Here is a 21,698-nt window from a genome sequence, read left to right on the forward strand (position 1 = left end):
TCTTTAACTGAAGTTATTTAGATACAAATAGATTTTTAATTTAAGCCAGGACTTACGCAAAATCATGAAAAAACGAACCGCAAAAGAATAAGAGTTTCAGAGAGTTATTGCGTAAGTCCTATAAGCATTATGTCCGTCCTTTACCAGTGGCGAGGTAGAGAATCACAGCCAAAGATCGCCTCAGCGTTATGCTCAAGCACCATTTAACTTAATATGTTTATTGTCCCCCAGTTCAATGGGCTATATCTGCCTGCCCTTAGGTCATTATGGCAAAATCTAAGAAAAGCTCTACCCCCATCAATCTCAGCGATCCACAATATTATCTTAACCGAGAGTTAAGCTGGTTAGAATTCAATGCCAGGGTGTTACATGAAGCCTGTGACGATCGCACGCCCCTTCTCGAACGTCTCAAGTTTTTAGGAATCTTCAACTCTAATTTGGATGAGTTTTTCATGGTGCGTGTTGCTGGTTTAAAGCAACAAGTAGAGGCAAAAGTTACCCTGTTAACTCCCGATGGTCGGACACCACAACAACAGTTAGACGATATTAGGTCTACCTTGATTCCCCATGTTAAGAAAGAGCACCAACATTTTGAGCAAGTACTTCGTCCTCTACTAGTAAATCACGGCATTCATATCCTGAATTACATAGATTTGAATCAAAAACAGCGGACTCATCTTAACAGTTATTTTGAGGAACAAATCTTTCCAGTTTTGACTCCCCTGGCTGTTGATCCTAGTCATCCCTTTCCTTTTATTTCTAATCTCAGTCTGAATCTGGCTGTTGTCGTCAAAAACCCAGACACTGAAGAAGAATTCTTTGCCAGAGTAAAAGTCCCCAGCGTTCTACCACGATTTTTACCGATACCGCCTGAGTTGGCAGATCAGAACAACGAAAAACCTGCCCACTGGACAGGAGTACCTTTAGAACAAGCGATCGCTCATAACTTGGAATCTCTATTTCCAGGGATGAACATTCAAGAATATCATCCATTCCGCATTACCCGTGACGCTGATTTGGTCTTAGAAGAAGATGAAGCAGATGATTTGTTGTTAGCAATAGAACAGGAACTGCGAAAACGGCGGCTAGGTGGAAGTCCAGTCCGGCTAGAAATTCAGTCCCAGACTCCTGAAATAGTGCGATCGCGATTATTGCATGATTTGGAATTAACAGAAACTGATCTCTACGAAGTAGACGGTCTTTTGGGACTGCGGGATTTAATGTATTTTATGTCCTTGCCATTGCCAGAACTCAAAGATCCACCACGCCAATCTGTTGTACCATTACGCCTGCAAAGGCTGAGGGAACCGAGTTTAGACCGAGATACGTTGGAGACGGACGAAGGAAAAGACTTTTTTGCTGTGATTCGGGAAAAGGATTTGCTAGTACACCATCCCTATCAATCCTTTTCGGCTACAGTGGTGCGCTTTATTACCCATGCTGCCTACGATCCGAATGTGTTAGCCATCAAGATGACCCTTTACCGCACTTCTGGCGACTCGCCCATAGTCAACGCCTTAATTGCCGCCGCCGAAAATGGCAAACAGATATCCGTACTGGTGGAATTGAAGGCGCGATTTGATGAGGAGAATAATATTTACTGGGCAAAACGACTAGAAAGAGTCGGGGTTCATGTTGTCTATGGTTTAGTGGGGCTGAAAACCCACAGTAAAACCGTCATGGTGGTACGGCGGGAAAAAGACCGGATACGCCGGTATGTGCATATTGGCACTGGTAACTATAACCCCAAAACGGCACGGCTGTATACAGATTTGGGATTGTTTAGTTGCCGTGAAGAATTAGGTGCTGACATCACAGATTTATTTAATTTCTTGACAGGCTACTCACGACAAAAGTCTTATCGAGAGTTGCTGGTTGCGCCTGTGAATATGCGCGATCGCTTTTTGGCACTAATTCACCGCGAAATCGAAAATGTTAAAAATGGATTTACTGGACGCATTGTTGCCAAAATGAATGCTCTAGTCGATCCAGAAATCATCGCCACTTTATATGAAGCTTCCCGCGCCGGAGTGCAAATAGACTTAATTATCAGGGGCGTTTGCTGTTTGCGTCCAGGACTCAAAGACATTAGTGAAAACATTCGCATAATCAGCATTGTCGGTCGCTTTTTAGAACACTCTCGGATTTATTATTTTCATAACAATACACAAGAGGAAATCTATATCGGTAGTGCCGACTGGATGCGCCGCAATCTAGATCGCCGAGTAGAAGTTATTACCCCAGTCAAAGACCCTGATATTGCTAAGGATTTGCAAGAAATCATGGGAATTATGCTCGCAGATAATCGCCAAGCTTGGGAATTACAAGCCGATGGCAGTTACATTCAACGCCGTCCCTATGATGATTCTCCAGAAGCAAATTCACAAAAAATTCTCATGAATATGGCATTACGCTCAGCTGGTGTAGCCTCAAACCTGATTGATTAAAAAATAAGTTACTTCTACCTTGACAACTAGCTCAACTTAGTTTTTTTTAGAAAAATTGAATTTTTTGAGAAGTAATCTAAGTTGTTTGTCATGGGTTCAGACAACTTATTCAACCATAGATAGAGTCAGTGCTGACACTTGTTCCAATAAACTAGAGAGGTTATTTTGAATAATTTCGTCTTTCCCCTCAATGTTAATGTTATCTTGTAAGCTTTCTACCCTGCGTGTTCTAGTAGTTGATGACCACGAACTGACTCGTTTAACCTTACAATTAGTTTTTTCTTGCCAAGAAAATATTCAAGTAGTAGGTTTAGCCAGTAATGGTAAAGAAGCTATAGAAATGGTTAAACGTAGCCATCCTGACGTGATTGTTCTAGATTTACAAATGCCAGTCATGGATGGTTGGAGTGCGTCTAGTCACATTAAAGCTATATCTCCGAACACCCAGATCCTTGCTTACTCCTCAGTGGAAGACCTAAATTTTCAAGGGACAAAGGCAATGTCTAGCTTTGATGGCGCTTGCAAGAAAGATATACCTACAAGCGAACTTATTGCCTTAGTTAGGCAGTTAGGTCAGCGTACAGGAAATACTTCAGTTGCAGGATAAATGATACAGCTATGTTGCTTCGCCAACTCAGGCTTAGTTCAATTCTGGGGATTTAAGGACATGATACTACTAAGGAGCGTCGGTATAGCCTGAAGTTGACGCTTAAACCGACGCAATTATTGATAATTTCTACTCTCCCGGAATGGTGCGTCTAAATTCATCAATTAATTCATCCAGTTCTTCCAAAGCCTGATTTACGTCAACTCTCAAAGTTCCCAGGTTTGGTTGTTCCAGTAGACTTAACAGGTACTCGCGTTTACTTTGAACTGCGACAATTCGTTCTTTTATAGTCTGTAGATCCATTATTTTTGCCCATCTTTAACTACCTTTAAATTTAAAGTTAACTCAAAATCCAACATTCTGGGGTACTAAGTAAGTCAACCTAATTAAACATCAAACGCTCAGGAGATAGATAGCCGATTTCTTAGATAAATCGGCTATCTATGTATTTTGTTTATTTATACCACCTACTTACTGACTTAAGTTAACACTCTTCCCTAAGTTGTTAGTCATAGCCGATGATAATAAAACTGAGGTATTAATAATTTATACTAATTTAAGCTCATGCTACGCCAAATCTCTTTGGGAACACTCGGTTTAACTATCGGCGGCATCTTAACTATCATTGGCTTTGTCGCCTATGCTGCTAATAATCCCACACTCAATCTTGTCGGATTTTTTTACGGGATTCCTCTATTGTTGGGAGGGCTGGCGCTGAAAGCTAATGAACTTAAGCCAGTACCATTTAGCGAAACTACGTCACCGTCAGCACTGATACTGCGCCAGCAGCAAGCAACTGATACACAAAATAAAATTCGCAAAGACATCACCCGATATTGCTACGGTCAAGATGCTCATCTAGATACAACACTTTCTTTTCTAGGTTTGAGTCCCACAGACCAGGAACGGCCAACAGTCACCGGGTTGCGAGAAACAGAAGTTAATGGGAGCTATGCCCTAATTTTAGAATTTGATTCACCCCTAATACCAATTGATGTGTGGCAAAAAAAGCAGGAAAAAATGACCAACTATTTTGGACCTGGATTGGAGATTCAAATAACGCAGCCATCTGAAAAGAAAATTGAACTAGCACTGATTAATACTCAAAAAGAGTCAATAGTCAATAGTCAATAACAAAAATGATCGCTACCAAAACTCCATTGCTTTATAACTTGTCGTTAACCACATTAAAGCTTTTTCTGGTATCAGTCCAATCCAATAATGCCGTGGGAGTTTTGGTAGCGCATTGCTCAATGATATCCCAGTCATAATACAGCAGATTTCAAAGAAGGTGAAGAACACAACGATTCGTTTCAAAGCCAGGTATAAAGCGTGTTTTACTTCTGTAGCGGGGCGTAGCCGATTCACCAATTCTAACTCCTCAATTATGAATTCTGCTGTATCTCCGGTGTGGTTCGTACACGAGAAAAAATGATGAGCATATATAGAATTTAAAACCTAAGCAAAGTTATACTTTTAGTCAATACTTTTTGTTGCCCAACCCAACAATAGACATACTGGCTGAGTTTGAGTACAGCTACGATCGCACAGAGCTAGAATTACCAAGATACTTTGCTGAACTGAGCTATTTAGAATTTTTACAAAATTATTTGCAGCGCAATATCAAGCTTTTCAACCCAATCGCCGAGATATCAATACGGGAATTTTTAATTGCACCTATCCTTGCTGAAATATGCGCTCAGACAAAGGCTCAACTATATAGTGGGTATCCGATTAATGTTAATGAACAACTTAAAGGTACTTTTAATTATTACTTGCATAAATCTAACTCCCTATTGGTGATTGAAGCAAAACAATCAGATATTAAAAGAGGGTTTACACAGCTAGCAGTAGAATTAATCGCTCTTGTCAGTCCCTAGATCATGAAAAAGCTATTTTATATGGAGCAGTTACCAATGGAGATGACTGGAAATTTGGTACTCTTCATAGGAAGATAAACGGGTTGCAGAAGATATTAAACTTTACCGTGTTCCTGAAGGTTTAGAAGATTTGGTACGAGTGCTTGTAGGCATCCTTTCATCTGAGAGTTAGACGCGATGCCTACGACGGTAAACTACCCATTGCTTTAGGTTGTGTAACAGACTTTTAACGAATCGCCGAATTAACACATTTTCTTATTAAAAACAGAATTAAGGAGTCAGAATTCATGCTGAATTCTGACCGAAAAAAGTGATTCTGAATTCTTCTTTGTTTAACCACTGACTAAAAAGCTACTTTTCTAAACGAACTGCATACCACTGCAAATATTGCCCAAGAGCAATATCTAATTCGCAACTGGTATCGAGCAAATATTGTGCTTGAGCTTCCACAGTATCAAACTTTTGCAAATCAGGTGATAAATCTTGAATTTGGAGTTGTTGGAGAGCAGTTTTGAGCTTTTCTAATAACTCTGGTGGTGTCAGAAATTGTTCTGGTTGATTTGTTTCTAGAACAACAAAGTGATCTTGCTGATACATTAATGAGTCTGGCATTTTAAAGATTTAGTGAATGTAAATAGGTTTGATTTTTTTTGTAAGAACTTCTGATTGTTTGTCTAGCCAAAAAGATGATAATTTGCTCTGCTGTATGTGAAGTAATTTTAGGATTTACTTGCTCAAAACATTAATCTTAATTTCTTAACCGAGAGTCAATGCAAAATAAAGCTTTGTAGCTAGTTTAATCTCAATCTTATGTAATTATACTAACCCCCCGCAACCCCTTAGCGAATAGACTAAATAAATTTAATACCGGTGATATTAGTATTAGCTATCAGTAAGCGTAGTTTGGCAATTACTTTGCCCTGTCTCACTAGGTTTCTAAACTAACTACAGAATTAAATAATTAAGGTGTGCATTTGTCATTCTCAAAAAATCGTAATTTAACTTTAACTATTGGGAAATATAAAAGTAACATTTCCTTTCATAACCATAGGCGAACAAAAAGGTAAAAATTGCCTTCGTGTTCCAATTATAGATTCTCTATGCAACTTAGTTATCTACCGCTTGCTTGGCTCACTAACATTGAGCAGTCTATTGTCAAAAAACAGTTGATTGTGAAGCCACACACCTTTGCCGCAAATCCTGGCATTGATGAAAAGAGCGATCGCTCCCATGCGATGGAGTTGCACAGCCTTTTTCAAGATAGTCCCCCAAGTGGAAGGCAACTCATGTCAGGCATAAGCCCATCTTCTGATTCTCCGCCAAAACCACTGATTCTAGTGGCTGATGATGACAAGACCATCCGAATATTGTTGCGTAAAGTTATGCAAGAAGAAAATTATCGAGTCGTCGAGGTCAATGATGGTAAACAATGTTTAAATGCTTACGAGGCTCTCAAACCCGATATAGTTTTGCTAGACGCTCTAATGCCTGTGATGGATGGCTTTACCTGCTGTGAGCAGTTGCGCGAGATTGCCAGGAATAATAGAAGATCAGCTGTTGCAACCTTTGATATTGACTCGCCCCTTAATAATACTCTGATCTCCCAGATGTGGGAGCGCACTCCCATATTGATGATCACATGCTTGGACGATGAGCAATCCGTAAACCGTGCTTTTGAAGTAGGGGCGACTGATTACGTCACTAAGCCAATTAACTTCGCTGTATTGCGCCATCGCTTGAGCCGACTGGTACGAGAAGCGCACCTTTACAAACACTTAGAGGCAGTAAACCAATCTTTGCAGCATCTGGCCAATGTAGATGGCTTAACTGAGTTGGCAAATCGTCGCCGCTTTGACGATTATCTTAAGAATCAGTGGATTGATCTCATACAAAAGGAATCTCCCTTGTCAATGATTTTGTGTGATATCGACTTTTTTAAATTTTATAACGATAAATATGGCCATCCTGCTGGGGATATCTGTTTACAAAAAGTGGGTGCTCTCTTAAGCCTTAAGGCACAAAAACATCAAGATTTAGTAGCGCGTTATGGAGGCGAAGAATTTGCTGTGATTATGCCATACACTCCTGCATCTGGCGCAATTCACGTTGCCGCAGCGATGCAAGCGGGAATCAAAGATTTGCAAATTGTTCATGACGGTTCTGCGGTGAGTCAGTATCTCACCCTCAGTATGGGTATTGCCACTGTTGTCCCCACTTGGGAATCCTCACCTTCAGATTTGATTTTGCTGGCCGATAAAGCACTCTACCAAGCAAAGGAGGGGGGGCGCGATCGCTTTATCTCAAGTTTCTAATTGGCATTTGTCATTTGGCATTTGGCATTTGGCATTTGGCATTTGTCATTTGTGAATGCCCCATGCCCAATACCCAATAGCTAAGAAGGATAAACTGGCAGTGTGAAGTGGAACCATGCTCCGTTATTGGGGGCAGAATCCACCCAAATTTGGCCATAATGTGCCAGAATGATACGTTGGCATAAACAAAGACCAATGCCATAACCTTCTGTACCTTCATCCCGTTGTAGGCGGAAGTGGTTTTCAAAGATCCGATCGCGATTCTCTACAGGAATACCAGGCCCAGTGTCGCCAATACTAAACTGAACTTTTTGGGTAGTGCGGTGCAATCCGGCGACGCTAATCTTACCACCTTTTGGGGTGTATTTGATGGCATTATCCAACAGATTTACTAGCACTTGGCGGATACGTTCTGGGTCAGCATATACGTATGGTAAGTCATTGGGAATATCCGTTTCTACCTCTTGGGATTTGGCTCTGTAGCGATCGCCCAATTCTTCTATTACATCTAAGCAGAGTTTACCTAGCTGGAGTTTTTGTGGTATTATCGGCAACTCCGTATCTTTGCCCTGACCTACCTGCAAAAGGTCGGCAATCATCCGATCAATGATTTTAGTTTGATTGCGGGCTTGTTTTAATAAATGTACCGTCATTGATGGTTTAAGCCGATGGAATTGCCCCGTCTCTAAATTGTAGTTAGATTGGAGAGTTTCTATGGCGATCGCGGCAGCAGTTAGCGGATTACGCAGATCGTGTGCCAGCATCGCAATCACCCGGTCTTTAAAATGTAGCTGCTCTTGGAGGTTATCTTTTTCCTGCTTTAAGCGAAAAATTTCATCTGAGAGTCGGATGAATTCAGCAGAAACAGCAACTGAACGGATAGTGGATTTGGGTGATGTCACTTTAGCATTGTCGTCTATACGTTCTTGTAAGTCTTCTTGTAATTTTAAATAGGCATCTATAGCCGCTTGCCAGCGAGGCCACCAGTTTTTCAATTGCGCTATAATATTACTCCCAGCTAAAATCTGTCGTGGTTCCGGATGGATTTTGATCAAAGCTGGCGTTGCGATCAATCTAAAGTGTTCTGCTAAGTAAGGTTGTTGTCCTACATCGATAATTTGAAGTTCAAAACTATACTCAGCCTGCAATTCTTTTAAATAAGCACGTATTCGCTGGACTTGTTGTCGGGACTTGGGTCGTCCATCGACAAAAAGTAACAGCTGGAGTGGAGCCTCAGAATAAATAGGCTGATCCTGGGAAACTTGCATGTAATCGTGTTTCAGCACTCGTAACAACCCGGTGACGCTTTACAGAAAGTAAAATGGACTGGCGGTTGTCGATGGTCGTTGTTTTTTCTTGAATTTAGTATCTATTTTAGATTTTCATACTTCTCTGAGTTCGGCCTTTTTGACATCAGATATATCTTTTTCAGCCTTTTGCCCCTTTTTGGCTAACTTCATCTCCAAGAAACACCCTTGCCCTTGAATATAAGTTTTAATTGCCCTGAATCAAAATTTTCGTCAGAGCCAGCAGGTGAAAGGTTTAATACTATGTCAAATCGGCTAGTGCAGCAGCATGTCAATTCGGGTAATCGCTTTTAACAAGCGATGCCTACGGCGGGCAAAGCCTACGCTCAACCAAACGCAAATGCTAATTGTATCTAATCTATCAGGAAGCTGTTAACTGTTCAGACCAAGTTTGTAGAGGATTTTCTCAACCGCCAGTGCATCCGATGAAGTGTCTTTCTTGCCCCTACCCAATCATTAGTAGGATTGGGAAACAGCCATAGCTAACAGATACTAAGGAAACTGCTGCGACACTTGATTGCTTTGCCTATGACCCCAGTCGTCAAGAATAACGAACTTACGCTAAATTCCTGGAATTGTTTAACACTGGCATTTTCCAGCTTATTGCCTTACTCAGCTTACCATCATCAGATGAATAATTTCCAGAATCGATTTTAAGCCAGCGTTAGCGACCTTTATTTATTGCCCTCCTTGGGTGAGGCTAAGGGGGGCTTTAGTCCTAGTCTATCACCAAAATCACACAACTTATATCTAGCAAGCATTCCAGATTTATTTGTGTTTTTTTTCCGAAAATGTTAGTTTGCCATAATTTTAGGGAATTCTATAACTAAGCATGGGAATAAAACCTAATGGCTGTAAAACAAAGACAACACGGTAGCTTTTTGCTACCGTTTACTAATTTTTTGAGATATCATCATCTTCACCAATAAAAAGAGGAGCAGGGGGACTGGAAAAGAGCAATGCCCAATCCCCTATTCCCAATCGCATTTAATGAACAGTCTGCGCTAGGGTAAGAATTGAAACTCAATTTTTGATTTCCTGTGCTTCCCTGTAAACGTCCAGCTGTATTTCTAATTTGGGCTGTTCTACTGACTTCGTTAACAGCCTGTGCTAACACTCCAGTCGCCAAAAACCTTGAGCAATCTTTGGCGGCAGATCCTCAGCTGCAAAACAATCCAGCTGTCTTTGGAGAATCTCAGGGTAAGCCACCGCAAGCACAGCAAAACGAATCAACAATTCACTTACCAGCTGATTTTCCCAAAGATATCCCACTATATTCCAACGCCAAACTACAGGAAGTTACACCTGGTAGCGGCTCAGAAAACAGAGTCTCAACACGTTGGTTGAGTTCTGATCCCAGCAACTTTATTGCTAGCTTTTATCGCAGCCAGTTTCAAACAAATAACTGGCAGATTTTGCAACAGCCAACAGATGATGCGGGAGGCGCCTTTGAGGCACGTCGTCACGATTTGCTGTTGAAGGTTTCCATTCAGCCTAAATCAGTTACTAACGCTACACCCAATCAACCCCAAACAGCCACTGAATTACTGATTGAGTATGTACCGAATAGTATCGCAATAGCACAACCTACCCTAACTAGAAATCCTAACGAAACTACTAACGCCGCTCCTCAACCAGGCAATTCCCAGTTCATTGGCCCGGTATCACCTGGAAACTTGACAGTACAGCCACCAAGCACCGCTAATAACCAAACAACTCCTACAGCCACAGCCGAATCTCAGGCATTTAATGATCTAAATAAGGCACCGCAAGAATGGCGGCAACATATCCAAGACTTGGCTGCATTAGGTGTTTTGTCTCTGGAACAAAAGGCAACTAAGAGCAACTCTACTACCACAACTAACGAGTTTGAACCCAGTAAAATTGTTACACATCGGGAATATGCCCGTTGGCTAATTGCTGCTAATAATGCTATGTATGCCAGCAATCCCGCTAAACAAATTCGCTTGGCATCAGAAAGTACTCAACCAATTTTTAGTGATGTGTCGGCAAAAGACCCTGATTTTCCAGCAATTCAGGGATTAGCCGAAGCTGGGTTAATTCCCAGTCCTTTGTCTGGAGATTCTACAGCAGTTTTGTTTCGTCCTGATGCACCCCTAACGCGGGAACAGTTGCTGCTGTGGAAATTACCCCTAGATACTCGCCAAGCTTTACCCTCTGCTAACTTAGATGCTGTCAAACAAACCTGGGGTTTCCAAGATGCAGCGCGAATTGACCCCAAGGCTTTAAGAGCAGTGTTGGCTGATTACCAGAATAGCGAACAATCGAATATTCGGCGGGTGTTTGGTTATACGACTCTATTTCAACCTAAAAAACCAGTAACTCGTGCTGAGGCTGCTACAGTTTTGTGGTATTTCGGCACTCAGGGTGAGGGTGTATCGGCTGCTGAGGCTTTGAAATTAAAGCGAAGTTAAATCGCGGTTAGTCCATCATCAGCATAAAATTTGACAAATAGCACACCTGAGTATGTAAATTTTGCTATTTATTTGTAATATACCGATTTTTTATCAAGAAAATGTAAATCTAAGTATTTACAGGGTTTTTATCTGGGTTTGATGGATTTTCGATGCATAGTTAAGTAAAATAACGTAAATTAACTCAATAGACGTACTTAGTTTTGAAGTAACTAACTATCGGGCTTTCAGTACTTTTAAACAGACTAAAAAATACTACAGGTAAAGGAATATGAAAAAACAAGCGATCGCAGCAGGATTTGTTCTATTTTCTTTCATGTTGCCGACCAAAGCCTCGGCTGCGAGTTTTGATCAGCTTTATGTATTTGGTGATAGTCTTTCCGATACAGGCAATATATATAATGCTACCGGGAAAATATACCCTCAAAGCCCACCTTACTTTGAAGGACGTTTTTCTGATGGGCCGCTCTGGGTAGATTATCTTGGAGATCAGCTAGGCTTAAAGCCCACTTTATTGACTACTTTATTGACTACTATTCCTTCCACACCTCCTACCCAAGGGATAAACTTCGCTTTCGGTGGTGCTAACTCTGGTTTAGATAACGCTGTCCTTCCCAATATCGGATTACCGGGAGTACTCAAACAAGTCCTTGGTTTTGCTGGAGCTCTGAAAGCAAGTAATCAAACTGCTGATCCAGATGCACTTTATACATTGTGGGGAGGTGCGAATGATTTGTTTTTTGTCAACCCTGAAGACTCAACCACGCCAATCAGTAATATATCCTTAGCGTTGAATACTCTGGTAGGAGTCGGCGCGAAAAATATTTTGGTGTTTAACTTGCCCGATTTGGGACAGCTACCAGCAGCGAAAATCAACGATCGCAATCCTACAACCCTTAGCAAATCAACTAGTGAGTTTAACTTGGGTTTAGCAAAAACTGTGAGCGCTTTAAGCCAAAACCCGAATCTCAACATCTTCTCGGTTGATACTTATTCTTTATTTAATCAGGCAAGTGCATTAGGTTTTACGAATGTAACCGAGTCTTGTCTATCTAGGCTAGATATATGTAACCCAGGTAACAACAAGTTTCTCGTCTGGGATGGTTTCCACCCAACAACTGCTGCTCATCAGGTGATAGCAGATGCTGCACTGGCGGCGATTGATGCTAAGTCTGTCCCTGAACCTGCGATTAACTTGGGGATTTTAGCCCTTGGTGCTTTTGGTGCGGTAGGAGTGCTAAAGCGTCAACAAAAAAGGTCAGCAAGTCTGGTTGTTGATGCAATATTCTCTCATACAACAGTTGAAAATTAAACTAATTGTATTGATGTCGGATTACGATCGCTTATTTCAAATTATTGAAGAATTAGTCATGCACCATTCTCCTAGTGGTGCAGAAACTGAGATTAACCAGTTGTTGATGCAACGATTTGCGGCGCTGGGTGTAGAAGTTTGGTGCGATCGCGCCGATAATATTATTGCGAAAATTCCAGGGAAAAGTCCAGACCGAGCGATTGCGATCACGGCACACAAAGACGAAATTGGCGCAATTGTCAAGAGTCTTGGTGATCAAGGTCGTGTCAAAGTCAGCAAACTCGGCGGTTCTTTCCCGTGGGTTTACGGGGAAGGCGTTGTCGATTTATTGGGAGACAACGAAACTATCAGTGGAATTCTCAGCTTTGGTTCCCGCCACGTTTCCCACGAATCGCCCCAAAAAGTTCAGCAGGAAGATACTACTGTGAAGTGGGAAAATGCCTGGATTGAAACGAAGCTGACATCTGCTGAATTAGAAACAGCTGGTATTCGACCTGGAACTAGAATGGTAATCGGTAAGCATCGCAAGCATCCAATTAGGTTAAAGGATCATATTGCCAGTTACACCTTAGATAACAAAGCTTCTGTTGCGATTCTGTTAGCTTTGGCTGAAAACCTCAAACAGCCAGTTGTTGATGTTTATCTGGTGGCATCAGCAAAAGAAGAAGTGGGAGCAATTGGGGCGCTATTTTTCACCCAAAATCAGCGTTTGGATGCCTTGATTGCTTTAGAAATTTGTCCATTATCTGAGGAATATCCTGTTAAAGATGGGGAAAGTCCTGTACTTTTATCTCAAGATGCTTATGGGATATATGATGAAGGGCTAAATGGCCAACTGCGCCATAGTGCCAAGCAGTTGGATATGCCAGTGCAGTTAACAACTCTGAGTGGATTTGGTAGTGATGCTTCAATTGCGATGAAATTTGGGCATGTTGGGCGTGCTGCTTGTTTGGCGTTTCCTACCCAAAATACACATGGATATGAAATTGCTCATTTAGGAGCGATCGCTAACTGTATTGATTTGTTAAAAGCTTTCTGCGAAACTGAGTTTGAGTGATAGTTCGAGGCTTTGATTTGAAAGAGCGATCGCATATCAAGCACTAAAATAACATCACCAAATTCATAGTTTGTCATATTCTGCATCATCAGGGTTATCCCAGATTTTAAGCAGAACTGTTTCAGAAATTTTTGCTGCTGCAAAGGTAAGGCTATGGTCTGTATTTTGCTGAACCAGAGAATCAATCAAATCTTCAACTAGCAAAACTTGTTCGGGAGGTAGCTTTTGAATTTTTTCAAGTAGCCTTTGCTCTGAAATACTATCAGCCTGCATTATTTAGATTCTCCTTGTTGGTTAGCAATGGTTTATAACTATCTTGCCTTTAATTAGTTGTATTATGCGTTCATTATAGTTTTCAGTTCTCTCTCTATCCACGAAGGCGATCGCTAACTGTATTGATTTGTTAAAAGCTTTCTGCGAAACTGAGTTGGAGTGATATGGCGAGGCTTTGACTTAAATGAAATGATGTTGATTACTTACTTTCGGTAGTGAATCAACTTTTTGTGACAAAATAAAGGCGTTGTCCTATACAACACTTTTGAAAACGTAAAGAAAGGTTGTTCTTAGCTTTGACTTTGCCGTCTAAGTAACTCACCAATCAAAACTTGGCAGCGCTTGCTAGACTCGTAAGCTTGTCGCATCAAGGTTCTGTTTTGTTCTCGGTCTGTATCAAAGACTTGAACGGCTTGGCGACTGTAGTCTGCTGCTTGCTTCCCAAGCTCTTTAATACGAGCTTTTAACTCAACGTTTGTCTTCATTAACCCTCCAACTCAGAAATCAGAATATCTAGGTTTTCCCCTTCTACATAAAGTTTATCGGCTATGCTTTGAAGTAAGCTGGTTTTTACACCCATTTGGCTAAATGGTTGATTTTTGTCAAACTTGACTATTGAGCAATACTTTTACCAAAGCCGATGATGGGATTTGAACCCACGGCCTGCTGATTACGAAACACTATAACAATGGTGGAAGCGGGCGATCGCTCTTGTTAATGGCTAGCTCAAAAGCACGTTGGTGTGCTTGCTCATTAATCCAAGAATGGTACAAATTGCTATGAACTTGTAATCCATGCCCCATTTGCTTTGCCGCTAATGAAATATCAATGCCGTATTCAAGCGATCGCACTGCCCAAGCATGGCGTAAGTCATAAACTTTGAACGGCATATTTTCATTTCTCCTGAGATGTCGTGTAACCACATTGCCTATTGCCGTATTGGGACGATTTAAGTTTATGCCTGGGACTTTGGGACTAGTCAGGTCAAAAGTGATAACCCACTCAGGATGCAGTGGCCACACTTTTCGCGATCCAGTTTTACCCTGAGTAATTTTTATCGAGTGGTCAGGATTGTTTAGGGAATTTAGCTCAATAAAAAATGCCTCATGATTCCTTAATCCATAAGTAGCGATCATTCCGTAAATCCATCGCCAGGGGTCACTACCAATTTGGCAATAAAAATCTTGAATCTGTTTATCAGTTGGCAGATTGCGCGGTTCTCGTCTGCTGTAACTGTAATTTCCCACTAAATTTGAAAAATCACAATTCAGTCCAGCAAACTTAGACAATAGGTTTAATGATTGACAGAAACGCTTGCGAATACGAGTATCCGGCTTTGAACAATTTATAATTGTTGATTTTAAATTCTCAATTGTTAATTCGTCTTCTAGCGGAAGAAACTTAAATACTGCACGGTACTCTACTCTCCATGTTGTTTCAGTCTTAAATGTTCGCTCCTTCCTAGAAAAATAGTCTTGTTCAAATTCATTGATCCAATTTTTAATATTTTTGATATTGATTTCTAGTTCCTGTTCCTCTTTGTAGTCAGCCCAATCAAAGGTTTTAGCGTCCATTTGAACGCTAATTTTTTTTGCTAACCTTTCCGCTATTTTTACCCCATCTTTATTAGCATTTGCGGCAGATATTCGCTGTCTATGGGGTTTATTCTTCCCAGACAAGGGTTTAGGAGGGAATGTCCCGCGAAGATAAAGCCGCCCCCCTATTTGCTCAATTCTTAGTCCACAATAATTATTTTTTAGTCGTCCATTCGCTTCCTTAATTCGTTGTTCAATCATTATTCTTCAGTTCCAACGACACAGAAATCGCCCTCCTCATCACGGTCAAGTTGCACGTAAATGGTGCGGATGTCAGGCGCTACGCTCTTGTCAACCTCCTCCTCCTCGTCACCAGAACTAACAGCCACCCACGCTTTAACCGTTACAGAATATTCCCCGGTTTCGTCGTTGCGCTCGTCAATTTCGCTGCTTTCAATTTTGCAAGAAACAATTTCCCACCATGAGTAATGGTCAGCATCATTGGGGGGACATTCACCGCATACAATATCTCCGTCTAAATCGTCACTGCGATAGTCTTTTTCCTCCCAGGCATAGGTACAATTGCCAACGCGGTAGTAAGAATTTTCTATGTAGTTTTCAGCTAGTGAACAAAGCTGTTTATTTAATTCGCTCATAACTGTAATGCTTGCAAGCTGGACAATATAGAAAATAACTAACGAAATTCCATTCCAAAAAACGGTAGCCGCAATGGGAACACCCAAATAAGAAGTCTGGGTCGTCTTCGTCGTTGACCCAGGCAGTAAAACAGCTTGAGCATTTGTAATACCCAAAAATCGGATCTAGGGTAATACTAGACGAGCTGCATTTGGGACAGATTAGTAGTTCGTCGTAATCTGGATCGTCAACGTCAACCGCCCAGACGTGACCACAGTCAAGGCACTCCCAATAGCCGTAACTTTCTTGATATTGCAGTCGCGTAGAATCGCATCGAGGACAATTTGATTGAGTCATTCCAGATTTGAAAATTGTTTCGATTTTGTAAGTTTTTTAAGCCCCAAAAATTTTGTCTACAGGCACTAAAATCCGCTCTGGGGGCTATTTTTAGCGTCTACAGCCGATTTTTTTTGGCGAAAAATTGTAGACGGTGTAGGCGAACTATTGATTGGTTTGTGGTGGTGTAGTGAGCGATCGCACTTCCACTCAAGTGCTGCTTAATTAATAGGTAATTTACCTCTAAAGCTTTGCCTACAGCCTATAGACGGACTGTAGGCAAAGTGTAGACATTATTTTGACCACCTCCAGCCCAAGCGATCGCCATTTCCTTCTACTTCCCCCAATCCCCTATCAGCCATAGAAACGAAGAAAATCCGTATTTCGTCTGGCTGCATATTGTCAAATAACCGCGTAGCCCGACTAAGATGAGCGGCTTTTAAAACTTCACCTGGGTGCTGTTGCCCCCAGTCAAGGATAAATTGCTCGTATTCGTTCATACCTGACGGCGATGTTTGCACCTGGGTATTCTCTTTGTCAGAGATTTCCGTTGCTACTTGAGCACTTGGTTGCCATAGTCCTAAATCTAGTTCGCAGGGGCAATCATCAACCATAAACCGCTTCTTACCACCGGCTTTGAGCCACTGCTCTAACTGGGGATTTTTGAGCGTTGACCTAGCATAATCCTGGGCTTTCTTCCCCAAACGGATACGCACAAAGCAAGTGTCTAAAATGTCAGCGTCACCTTCCAGAGCAAAATTAGCAGCTGTGTCATTTTGGGCCAGACACATAATGAACTGTTTGCGCTTTCTTCCGACCTTGGCGTGCTGTCTGATCCACTGGGAGGCGTTGCTACAGTCTGCTAGCACAGGGAATTCTTCAGCAATATAGAATCGAGCAAACTCTTGGGGAATGTCTTTGGAAACTTCCTTGCGGTAAACTCGCATCTTTTCCAAGTGGTCAAGCGCTTCCTCCATCGCTTTGTCCACTTCTGGCAAGCCACCGTCCCCGATTAGGTCGGTTGGCTCAACCCAAGCCCAATCTCCTTTGGCGCTGTCTACGTCGTAGACAACGACCTTACCGCCGATACGGGTAGAGAAGTATTGAGCCTGGGTTGACTTACCGTCACCGGTTCCCCCAACTAAAGCAACGTGTTTCTGTACCTTATTGACGTACTCAACCGGGTCAGTGATTAAGTTATCTGGTTGCCAATTCGCATCAAGAGCGCCAACTGTCAGCACTAACTGTGATGTGGGCTGGGTGTTAGCCCTTGCCCACGCTTGAAAGTTGACCCGTGATGCTCGGTCGATATCGCCTAGCGATTCTTCTAGCAGCTTGGCTGTTTGGCGATGTCTGCGACCGACTTCTAAAGTACCAACGGAGGCCCCCAATATCCACGGTTTTGAATCTGGTTTTTGAGTCGCCCCCAGGAACAATAAGCCACAGCCAACAGTTAAACTCCCCCAGAATGACCACTTGGCGCGGAAGTACATCTGCAAGTGTTGGTGTAACTGGGATGGGTGTAAATCACTGCTCATCTTTACCCCCCGAATCCCAATCTTTGGATGTTTGCTACCAGTAAATCTAAAGGATTTTTGATTTCTCTGAATACTTCCACTTGTACTGTGCTAGTCTCAATCCCGTTTTCCTGTAACTGCTCCTGTATTAAATTGGCTGCTTTGTCTGCTTCCAACTCACCAGGTGAATTAATCAAAGTAGTTCCTTGCCCCTCGTTATCCCAATACTTAATTTTGTAGGTTGTCATATTCCTAGCAACACCCCCACAGCAACCAACCCAACCCTTAAGAGCAAAATATCTTTGACCTCTGGCACGACTTGCCGCAAGTACATGACGATAACCCCCGCCATCACTAATACCCCCAACACCCCCAGGCGGATAAACCCAGGCATGGGTATACTTACCCAGCAGCTACTTAATAAAGCGGGAATTGCTACTGTTGAGACAAGGGTGTAAGTTAAGTCTGGCAGATTGTCTGGCAGCACGATCGCCGAAACCCATCCTTTTTTGAATATCTCTAGCTTTGACAGTTCGGCTGTACTAGTTACAGGGGAATAACCCCGTTCCCTCGGAACCTCTACGACAATTTTTTGCTCATCTGCCATACTGCACCTCGATTTTCAGGTAGAAGGGACGGTTAGTGTCCGCTTTGCACAGTGCGATCGCAATAACTAGAGCGCCGATGATGCAAATAAGAATGCTTATTTGATTCACTCCTGCTCCTTCTCTGGTGTAGCTTTCCAAGTTTCGGGGTAAATTTTCTTGTTCATCCGCCGAATTGCTGCTTGTACTTCTGGAGGTTGTTCTTTTAATTCTTCAGAAATAGCTATAGCAGCAATCAGCCAAGGGCTGCCAGTGGTGTCTTCAGTCATTTTTTTTCTCCCATTCGCTGTACTCGCCGTAGCCGCTGGTTTCGGTGAGGCGGTCTGATATCCGGTTGATAACTTCGTTATCACTAGTCGGCAGTGGTTTTCCCTGAAGATAAGCGGCTGAGATGTTGGCGCACTCCCCTACAGTTGCACCATTGCCTAGTAGCTGCCCTTCTGGGAAGCCGACGTTATGGATCTCGTTGCTGGGATTGGGTTGATTGGTCATATAATTTTGATGATGTTTAGTTTTTGCAGCGGCGGGGCTACATCGTATCGGTGGGCGATCGCGATCCTGGTAGATGGGCGATCGCCTTTAAAAATCAGCATCATCGGCTTGTTTAATTTCGGACAATGCTTGTTGGAGGCGTTGCCCAATCTGCTCAAAACCGGCATTAACACTTTCTTGGTCTTCAGAGTCGATGACAATTATTTCGATTCCCTGTGATGCCCAGTAAGCGGGATCTGAATAATCTGGTTCGTTAATCATGTAAATCTCCTTAATAATCAACTTTTGAAGCAGAGGTTGAGTTGAAATTAGTCACAACCCAAACCTGTTGAGAGTTGCGGATTGTTGGCCTAAACTCAATTGGACGTCGGCTATCCAAACAAATGGCGCGACCATCATTCAGCTTGATGTGCAAGTTCTTCCCGCTTTTTGAACGCGAGAATAGTTGACCGACTTCGAGCAATGCCCAGGTAATTGGGTTTTTACCCACCACATAGTCAGCTTGATGGCTGTCATAACCCTCTGAGAGTGGGTCTATAGTTAAGTCCTTCCACTCCTTCTTCTTGCCTTTCCGGCTGTTAACGATGCTTGATCGTTGCCCGTTAAGTGGTTTATCGCTAATCTGTTGATCGGTCATAGTGCGTTAATAGTCGCTCAATAATGTGGGTTAATTTTGTGCTTCAATCCTTTGCACAGCAATGGGTTCAATGTTTTCTTGTTCCAAATTCGCCGCGAGAATTTCCTTTAATAAGCCGATCGCAATGTCGGCTGCTAGTGTTAGCTGCTGCTGGTCACTAAGCAAGTCGCACAAGCTAACTGTGTTTTCGGGGATGTCGGCAAAACCCCATTCGCTCCATTGATCCCAGACAGAGGTTTTTTCTCGCCAAGCGAGGAAGACTAAGGAAGCCAGTCCTGTTGTCTGCGAAAGGGTGAAAATAGACATCTCTCGTCGAATAGCGTCTGTTGCATTCATTTTTGTTTACCTTTAATGCTGTTCATCCGAAGGCGATCGCTCTCAAGTAGTGGTCGCTTTTTTCTTTTCTCAACTCCTAGCAGGTCTTTCTTTTGCGCTACGGCTACAGGCTGCTATCTCTGTCTGGTTGGGAGTCGGGTATTAGTCATTGGGCATTAGACATTGGGCATTAGACATTGGGCATCAGGTACGTTTCCCCTAGCAGGTCTTTGCGATCGCTCATTGCTGGCAGGCTGCTATCTCTGCCTAGTTTGGGGTGCAGTATTCGTGGCAGTAAAAGGCAGAGAAAACCTGCCTTTTACTTTGTGAAGCAAACTATTCAGGCTGTAATGCCTGTTTTTCGTAAGCTTTGATAAGTTCATCAAGCGTGCATTGATAAATCTCCATCAGCTTTTTGGTCTCGGAAAACGTCAACCGAGGTTTCGTTATTCCTCTTTCCCAGTCGCTGATGGTTGCGACTTTTTTATCAAGGACAAGCGCAACTTGCCTTTGAGTTAAGCCAACACGCTTTCTCAAATCCATTGGAGTTAGTGATCTTTTCTCTTCCGTCATACTATACTAAAAACGGAACCTTGACAAGGTTCCGTTTAAACGGAACCTTGCTGGGTTCGGATGGTAAAGAACGTTGGGCGGAAGTGTCTGGTAAACGGTTCCGCCCATCCATTACATTGCCATTCATGAGCGCTTCTTTTGAGCGAGAACTTACGGAGTGACTGATGTAGCTTGTTCTGCATTTTTATGCAGTAGCCCGCTCCGTCAAGCTAATACCCTTGGAGCGCCAATTAGTAAAACCAGTAAAAACTGTTATGACCGGAAAAAAAAACAAAACTAAACAAAAATGCGGGGATTCTACAATGCCTTTAGCTGAAGAATCCCCGCATAGTGGATCTTTAATCCCTATGGAGAATGGATTAGATATCTAAGTGCGATCGGCTCTATCTGATAGCAGGCGACGCATCTGTGATCATTCGATATCGAGTTGCGATCGGAGATCATCTAGTGGCGATACTGGCTCACTAGTAGCTGTCGAAGGCTTTTGCTCAGGTAATTTTGGTTTACTCGGCGTAAACTCCAGCCGCAATCGAATTCTTCCGGCTTGCCATCCCTTACCACCCGACAGAACCCGACAAGCTATTCCATCAAAAATCCAGCCATGCAAATCCCCCGGCCAAGTTTTTCGCAAGAAACTTTTGATTTCACTAACTGTTGATGTCGTTGTATTTGAAAGGCTAAATCCTGCCTGACTAACAGACACAACATCATCGTTCTCCAAGTAAATTTCGTCACTCATTTCGATTTTCTCTTTCGGTATAGAAACTGGCGGATCAAGCTACCAACTCGATCCGCCTTCCCTAAGTTTTCCCATCTCCCACCAATTACTAAGGAATAAAAACAATGACTGTCAGAGCCAAATTTACTTGCCAACAGAACAAAACTGACCATGAAGAAGGTGCAGCAACAGTTATCCTCACACCTGTAACCACCAACCCACCCACCGAAGAAAACTTGACGTTTTGGAAAGCGACACCAGCCGGGCAGATTGAACTCCAAATCGACAACCCACAGGCATCGGCTCAGTTTACGCCGGGTGCTGACTATTACGTTGACTTCACCCCTGTTGCGTGATGGAGTGCGATCGCCACGAATAATCGATTGCTGAGGGAGAGGTGCGATCGGGCAAATGACAAGTGACAAATGATTAACGAGCAATGACTAAACGAAAAATCTCATCAAGTGTAGTTGATGCAAAAATTCTAGCCATCTACGAATTAGACCAATTTATCGACTACATCCACACTGTTGACCCAGAATTAAATCTCAATCAATCCATAGCGGTAGCAGCCGTTGCGTTGCATAACTTACCAGAGCTTTTTCAACGCAACCCCTTATTGATGGAGCATCTCACGGAGACAGCGGCAACGATAAAACGCCAAGGACGCCGTAATACCCAACGTTCGACGAACTAACCACCCA

28 protein-coding genes are annotated in these 21,698 nt (G+C 42.6%); 11 read left to right on the forward strand and 17 right to left on the reverse strand.

What is annotated here, in order from left to right; translation table 11 throughout:
* The first annotated feature begins 266 nt into the window (after positions 1-266).
* Entirely contained in the window at positions 267-2,447 is a 2,181-nt protein-coding gene (ppk1, locus tag PUQ00_RS13870; RefSeq protein ID WP_300417272.1) for a polyphosphate kinase 1, read from the forward strand.
* A 190-nt stretch (positions 2,448-2,637) separates the two neighbouring features.
* Positions 2,638-3,054 carry a response regulator transcription factor gene (locus PUQ00_RS13875; protein ID WP_300417274.1) on the forward strand — a complete coding sequence of 139 codons (417 nt, stop codon included), beginning with the start codon at positions 2,638-2,640 and terminating at the stop codon, positions 3,052-3,054.
* Positions 3,055-3,183: 129 nt separating this feature from the next.
* On the opposite strand, the gene PUQ00_RS13880 is transcribed toward PUQ00_RS13875, so the two are convergent.
* A complete protein-coding gene (locus PUQ00_RS13880) occupies positions 3,184-3,357 on the reverse strand; it encodes a hypothetical protein (RefSeq protein WP_300417277.1) in 174 nt (57 codons plus the stop codon).
* Between the two features lie 261 nt (positions 3,358-3,618).
* On the opposite strand from PUQ00_RS13880, the gene PUQ00_RS13885 reads away from it, so the two are divergent.
* Positions 3,619-4,188, forward strand: a complete 570-nt coding sequence (locus tag PUQ00_RS13885) for a DUF2854 domain-containing protein (RefSeq protein ID WP_300417280.1) — start codon at positions 3,619-3,621, stop codon at positions 4,186-4,188.
* A gap of 359 nt (positions 4,189-4,547) precedes the next feature.
* Positions 4,548-4,934: a hypothetical protein gene (locus PUQ00_RS13890; RefSeq protein ID WP_300417283.1), complete on the forward strand. Its 387-nt coding sequence runs from the start codon at positions 4,548-4,550 to the stop codon at positions 4,932-4,934.
* A 351-nt stretch (positions 4,935-5,285) separates the two neighbouring features.
* On the opposite strand, the gene PUQ00_RS13895 is transcribed toward PUQ00_RS13890, so the two are convergent.
* On the reverse strand, positions 5,286-5,546 hold the full coding sequence (locus PUQ00_RS13895) for a chlororespiratory reduction protein 7 (RefSeq protein ID WP_300417286.1): 261 nt from the start codon (positions 5,544-5,546) through the stop codon (positions 5,286-5,288).
* A gap of 674 nt (positions 5,547-6,220) precedes the next feature.
* On the opposite strand from PUQ00_RS13895, the gene PUQ00_RS13900 reads away from it, so the two are divergent.
* The gene (locus PUQ00_RS13900) at positions 6,221-7,246 is read left to right on the forward strand and encodes a PleD family two-component system response regulator (RefSeq protein WP_300417384.1); all 1,026 of its coding nucleotides are present in this window, start codon (positions 6,221-6,223) and stop codon (positions 7,244-7,246) included.
* 80 nt (positions 7,247-7,326) lie between these two features.
* Here PUQ00_RS13900 and PUQ00_RS13905 read toward each other — a convergent pair whose 3' ends face one another.
* Positions 7,327-8,532: a histidine kinase gene (locus PUQ00_RS13905; RefSeq protein WP_300417288.1), complete on the reverse strand. Its 1,206-nt coding sequence runs from the start codon at positions 8,530-8,532 to the stop codon at positions 7,327-7,329.
* Between the two features lie 1,061 nt (positions 8,533-9,593).
* Between PUQ00_RS13905 and PUQ00_RS13910 the strand changes: the two genes are divergently transcribed.
* The 3 genes from PUQ00_RS13910 (at position 9,594) to PUQ00_RS13920 (ending at position 13,357) form a co-directional block, all read left to right on the forward strand.
* Entirely contained in the window at positions 9,594-10,988 is a 1,395-nt protein-coding gene (locus PUQ00_RS13910) for an S-layer homology domain-containing protein (protein WP_300417291.1), read from the forward strand.
* 271 nt (positions 10,989-11,259) lie between these two features.
* Complete coding sequence (locus tag PUQ00_RS13915) at positions 11,260-12,300, forward strand: SGNH/GDSL hydrolase family protein (protein WP_300417292.1); 1,041 nt, start codon at positions 11,260-11,262, stop codon at positions 12,298-12,300.
* A gap of 13 nt (positions 12,301-12,313) precedes the next feature.
* Positions 12,314-13,357 (forward strand): M42 family metallopeptidase, encoded by a 1,044-nt coding sequence (locus tag PUQ00_RS13920; RefSeq protein ID WP_300417386.1) that lies wholly within the window; start codon positions 12,314-12,316, stop codon positions 13,355-13,357.
* A 63-nt stretch (positions 13,358-13,420) separates the two neighbouring features.
* Here PUQ00_RS13920 and PUQ00_RS13925 read toward each other — a convergent pair whose 3' ends face one another.
* The 12 genes from PUQ00_RS13925 to PUQ00_RS13980 all read right to left on the reverse strand — a co-directional run bounded on the left by PUQ00_RS13925 (position 13,421) and on the right by PUQ00_RS13980 (position 19,724).
* The gene (locus PUQ00_RS13925) at positions 13,421-13,630 is read right to left on the reverse strand and encodes a toxin-antitoxin system, antitoxin component, Xre family protein (protein ID WP_300417294.1); all 210 of its coding nucleotides are present in this window, start codon (positions 13,628-13,630) and stop codon (positions 13,421-13,423) included.
* A 290-nt stretch (positions 13,631-13,920) separates the two neighbouring features.
* Positions 13,921-14,115: a hypothetical protein gene (locus PUQ00_RS13930; RefSeq protein WP_162396881.1), complete on the reverse strand. Its 195-nt coding sequence runs from the start codon at positions 14,113-14,115 to the stop codon at positions 13,921-13,923.
* 195 nt (positions 14,116-14,310) lie between these two features.
* Positions 14,311-15,426, reverse strand: coding sequence for a site-specific integrase (locus PUQ00_RS13935; protein ID WP_300417297.1), 1,116 nt, complete (start codon positions 15,424-15,426; stop codon positions 14,311-14,313).
* Positions 15,426-15,977 (reverse strand): hypothetical protein, encoded by a 552-nt coding sequence (locus tag PUQ00_RS13940; protein ID WP_300417300.1) that lies wholly within the window; start codon positions 15,975-15,977, stop codon positions 15,426-15,428. Before PUQ00_RS13940 ends, PUQ00_RS13935 begins: the two co-directional genes overlap by 1 nt.
* A gap of 453 nt (positions 15,978-16,430) precedes the next feature.
* Positions 16,431-17,675: a hypothetical protein gene (locus PUQ00_RS13945; RefSeq protein ID WP_300417302.1), complete on the reverse strand. Its 1,245-nt coding sequence runs from the start codon at positions 17,673-17,675 to the stop codon at positions 16,431-16,433.
* A 2-nt stretch (positions 17,676-17,677) separates the two neighbouring features.
* Positions 17,678-17,902, reverse strand: coding sequence for a hypothetical protein (locus PUQ00_RS13950; protein WP_300417305.1), 225 nt, complete (start codon positions 17,900-17,902; stop codon positions 17,678-17,680).
* Positions 17,899-18,261: a hypothetical protein gene (locus tag PUQ00_RS13955; RefSeq protein WP_300417308.1), complete on the reverse strand. Its 363-nt coding sequence runs from the start codon at positions 18,259-18,261 to the stop codon at positions 17,899-17,901. The genes PUQ00_RS13950 and PUQ00_RS13955 overlap by 4 nt, the downstream gene beginning before the upstream one ends.
* Positions 18,262-18,366: 105 nt before the next feature.
* Positions 18,367-18,528, reverse strand: a complete 162-nt coding sequence (locus tag PUQ00_RS13960; RefSeq protein WP_300417311.1) for a hypothetical protein — start codon at positions 18,526-18,528, stop codon at positions 18,367-18,369.
* Complete coding sequence (locus PUQ00_RS13965) at positions 18,521-18,751, reverse strand: hypothetical protein (protein WP_300417314.1); 231 nt, start codon at positions 18,749-18,751, stop codon at positions 18,521-18,523. The genes PUQ00_RS13960 and PUQ00_RS13965 overlap by 8 nt, the downstream gene beginning before the upstream one ends.
* Before the next feature lie 87 nt (positions 18,752-18,838).
* Positions 18,839-19,012 carry a hypothetical protein gene (locus tag PUQ00_RS13970; protein WP_300417317.1) on the reverse strand — a complete coding sequence of 58 codons (174 nt, stop codon included), beginning with the start codon at positions 19,010-19,012 and terminating at the stop codon, positions 18,839-18,841.
* Between the two features lie 10 nt (positions 19,013-19,022).
* Positions 19,023-19,388, reverse strand: coding sequence for a hypothetical protein (locus tag PUQ00_RS13975; protein WP_300417320.1), 366 nt, complete (start codon positions 19,386-19,388; stop codon positions 19,023-19,025).
* A gap of 30 nt (positions 19,389-19,418) precedes the next feature.
* Positions 19,419-19,724 carry a hypothetical protein gene (locus tag PUQ00_RS13980; protein ID WP_300417322.1) on the reverse strand — a complete coding sequence of 102 codons (306 nt, stop codon included), beginning with the start codon at positions 19,722-19,724 and terminating at the stop codon, positions 19,419-19,421.
* Between the two features lie 162 nt (positions 19,725-19,886).
* On the opposite strand from PUQ00_RS13980, the gene PUQ00_RS13985 reads away from it, so the two are divergent.
* On the forward strand, positions 19,887-20,033 hold the full coding sequence (locus PUQ00_RS13985) for a hypothetical protein (RefSeq protein ID WP_300417325.1): 147 nt from the start codon (positions 19,887-19,889) through the stop codon (positions 20,031-20,033).
* A 6-nt stretch (positions 20,034-20,039) separates the two neighbouring features.
* On the opposite strand, the gene PUQ00_RS13990 is transcribed toward PUQ00_RS13985, so the two are convergent.
* Together PUQ00_RS13990 and PUQ00_RS13995 are read right to left on the reverse strand one after the other, a co-directional pair.
* On the reverse strand, positions 20,040-20,276 hold the full coding sequence (locus PUQ00_RS13990; RefSeq protein ID WP_300417328.1) for a helix-turn-helix transcriptional regulator: 237 nt from the start codon (positions 20,274-20,276) through the stop codon (positions 20,040-20,042).
* A 412-nt stretch (positions 20,277-20,688) separates the two neighbouring features.
* Entirely contained in the window at positions 20,689-21,015 is a 327-nt protein-coding gene (locus PUQ00_RS13995; RefSeq protein WP_300417331.1) for a KGK domain-containing protein, read from the reverse strand.
* A gap of 104 nt (positions 21,016-21,119) precedes the next feature.
* Between PUQ00_RS13995 and PUQ00_RS14000 the strand changes: the two genes are divergently transcribed.
* Positions 21,120-21,350 carry a hypothetical protein gene (locus PUQ00_RS14000; RefSeq protein ID WP_300417333.1) on the forward strand — a complete coding sequence of 77 codons (231 nt, stop codon included), beginning with the start codon at positions 21,120-21,122 and terminating at the stop codon, positions 21,348-21,350.
* Positions 21,351-21,433: 83 nt separating this feature from the next.
* Positions 21,434-21,691 (forward strand): hypothetical protein, encoded by a 258-nt coding sequence (locus PUQ00_RS14005; protein WP_300417336.1) that lies wholly within the window; start codon positions 21,434-21,436, stop codon positions 21,689-21,691.
* Positions 21,692-21,698 lie beyond the last annotated feature (7 nt).

The sequence above is a fragment of the Nostoc sp. S13 genome, assembly GCF_029379315.1.
Taxonomy (GTDB): Bacteria; Cyanobacteriota; Cyanobacteriia; order Cyanobacteriales; family Nostocaceae; genus Nostoc.

What these genes read in the sequence shown, in the direction of transcription:
- PUQ00_RS13930 (WP_162396881.1), bottom strand. Translation starts at nt 14,115, where the DNA reads ATGAAGACAAACGTTGAGTTAAAAGCTCGTATTAAAGAGCTTGGGAAG.
- PUQ00_RS13925 (WP_300417294.1), bottom strand. Translation starts at nt 13,630, where the DNA reads ATGCAGGCTGATAGTATTTCAGAGCAAAGGCTACTTGAAAAAATTCAA.
- PUQ00_RS13880 (WP_300417277.1), bottom strand. Translation starts at nt 3,357, where the DNA reads ATGGATCTACAGACTATAAAAGAACGAATTGTCGCAGTTCAAAGTAAA.
- PUQ00_RS13900 (WP_300417384.1), top strand. Translation starts at nt 6,221, where the DNA reads ATGTCAGGCATAAGCCCATCTTCTGATTCTCCGCCAAAACCACTGATT.
- PUQ00_RS13950 (WP_300417305.1), bottom strand. Translation starts at nt 17,902, where the DNA reads ATGACAACCTACAAAATTAAGTATTGGGATAACGAGGGGCAAGGAACT.
- PUQ00_RS14005 (WP_300417336.1), top strand. Translation starts at nt 21,434, where the DNA reads ATGACTAAACGAAAAATCTCATCAAGTGTAGTTGATGCAAAAATTCTA.
- PUQ00_RS13945 (WP_300417302.1), bottom strand. Translation starts at nt 17,675, where the DNA reads ATGAGCAGTGATTTACACCCATCCCAGTTACACCAACACTTGCAGATG.
- PUQ00_RS13970 (WP_300417317.1), bottom strand. Translation starts at nt 19,012, where the DNA reads ATGATTAACGAACCAGATTATTCAGATCCCGCTTACTGGGCATCACAG.
- PUQ00_RS13935 (WP_300417297.1), bottom strand. Translation starts at nt 15,426, where the DNA reads ATGATTGAACAACGAATTAAGGAAGCGAATGGACGACTAAAAAATAAT.
- PUQ00_RS13995 (WP_300417331.1), bottom strand. Translation starts at nt 21,015, where the DNA reads ATGAGTGACGAAATTTACTTGGAGAACGATGATGTTGTGTCTGTTAGT.
- PUQ00_RS13895 (WP_300417286.1), bottom strand. Translation starts at nt 5,546, where the DNA reads ATGCCAGACTCATTAATGTATCAGCAAGATCACTTTGTTGTTCTAGAA.
- PUQ00_RS13960 (WP_300417311.1), bottom strand. Translation starts at nt 18,528, where the DNA reads ATGACTGAAGACACCACTGGCAGCCCTTGGCTGATTGCTGCTATAGCT.
- PUQ00_RS13965 (WP_300417314.1), bottom strand. Translation starts at nt 18,751, where the DNA reads ATGACCAATCAACCCAATCCCAGCAACGAGATCCATAACGTCGGCTTC.
- PUQ00_RS13915 (WP_300417292.1), top strand. Translation starts at nt 11,260, where the DNA reads ATGAAAAAACAAGCGATCGCAGCAGGATTTGTTCTATTTTCTTTCATG.
- PUQ00_RS13885 (WP_300417280.1), top strand. Translation starts at nt 3,619, where the DNA reads ATGCTACGCCAAATCTCTTTGGGAACACTCGGTTTAACTATCGGCGGC.
- PUQ00_RS13875 (WP_300417274.1), top strand. Translation starts at nt 2,638, where the DNA reads ATGTTAATGTTATCTTGTAAGCTTTCTACCCTGCGTGTTCTAGTAGTT.
- ppk1 (WP_300417272.1), top strand. Translation starts at nt 267, where the DNA reads ATGGCAAAATCTAAGAAAAGCTCTACCCCCATCAATCTCAGCGATCCA.
- PUQ00_RS13955 (WP_300417308.1), bottom strand. Translation starts at nt 18,261, where the DNA reads ATGGCAGATGAGCAAAAAATTGTCGTAGAGGTTCCGAGGGAACGGGGT.
- PUQ00_RS14000 (WP_300417333.1), top strand. Translation starts at nt 21,120, where the DNA reads ATGACTGTCAGAGCCAAATTTACTTGCCAACAGAACAAAACTGACCAT.
- PUQ00_RS13975 (WP_300417320.1), bottom strand. Translation starts at nt 19,388, where the DNA reads ATGACCGATCAACAGATTAGCGATAAACCACTTAACGGGCAACGATCA.
- PUQ00_RS13990 (WP_300417328.1), bottom strand. Translation starts at nt 20,276, where the DNA reads ATGACGGAAGAGAAAAGATCACTAACTCCAATGGATTTGAGAAAGCGT.
- PUQ00_RS13920 (WP_300417386.1), top strand. Translation starts at nt 12,314, where the DNA reads ATGTCGGATTACGATCGCTTATTTCAAATTATTGAAGAATTAGTCATG.
- PUQ00_RS13980 (WP_300417322.1), bottom strand. Translation starts at nt 19,724, where the DNA reads ATGAATGCAACAGACGCTATTCGACGAGAGATGTCTATTTTCACCCTT.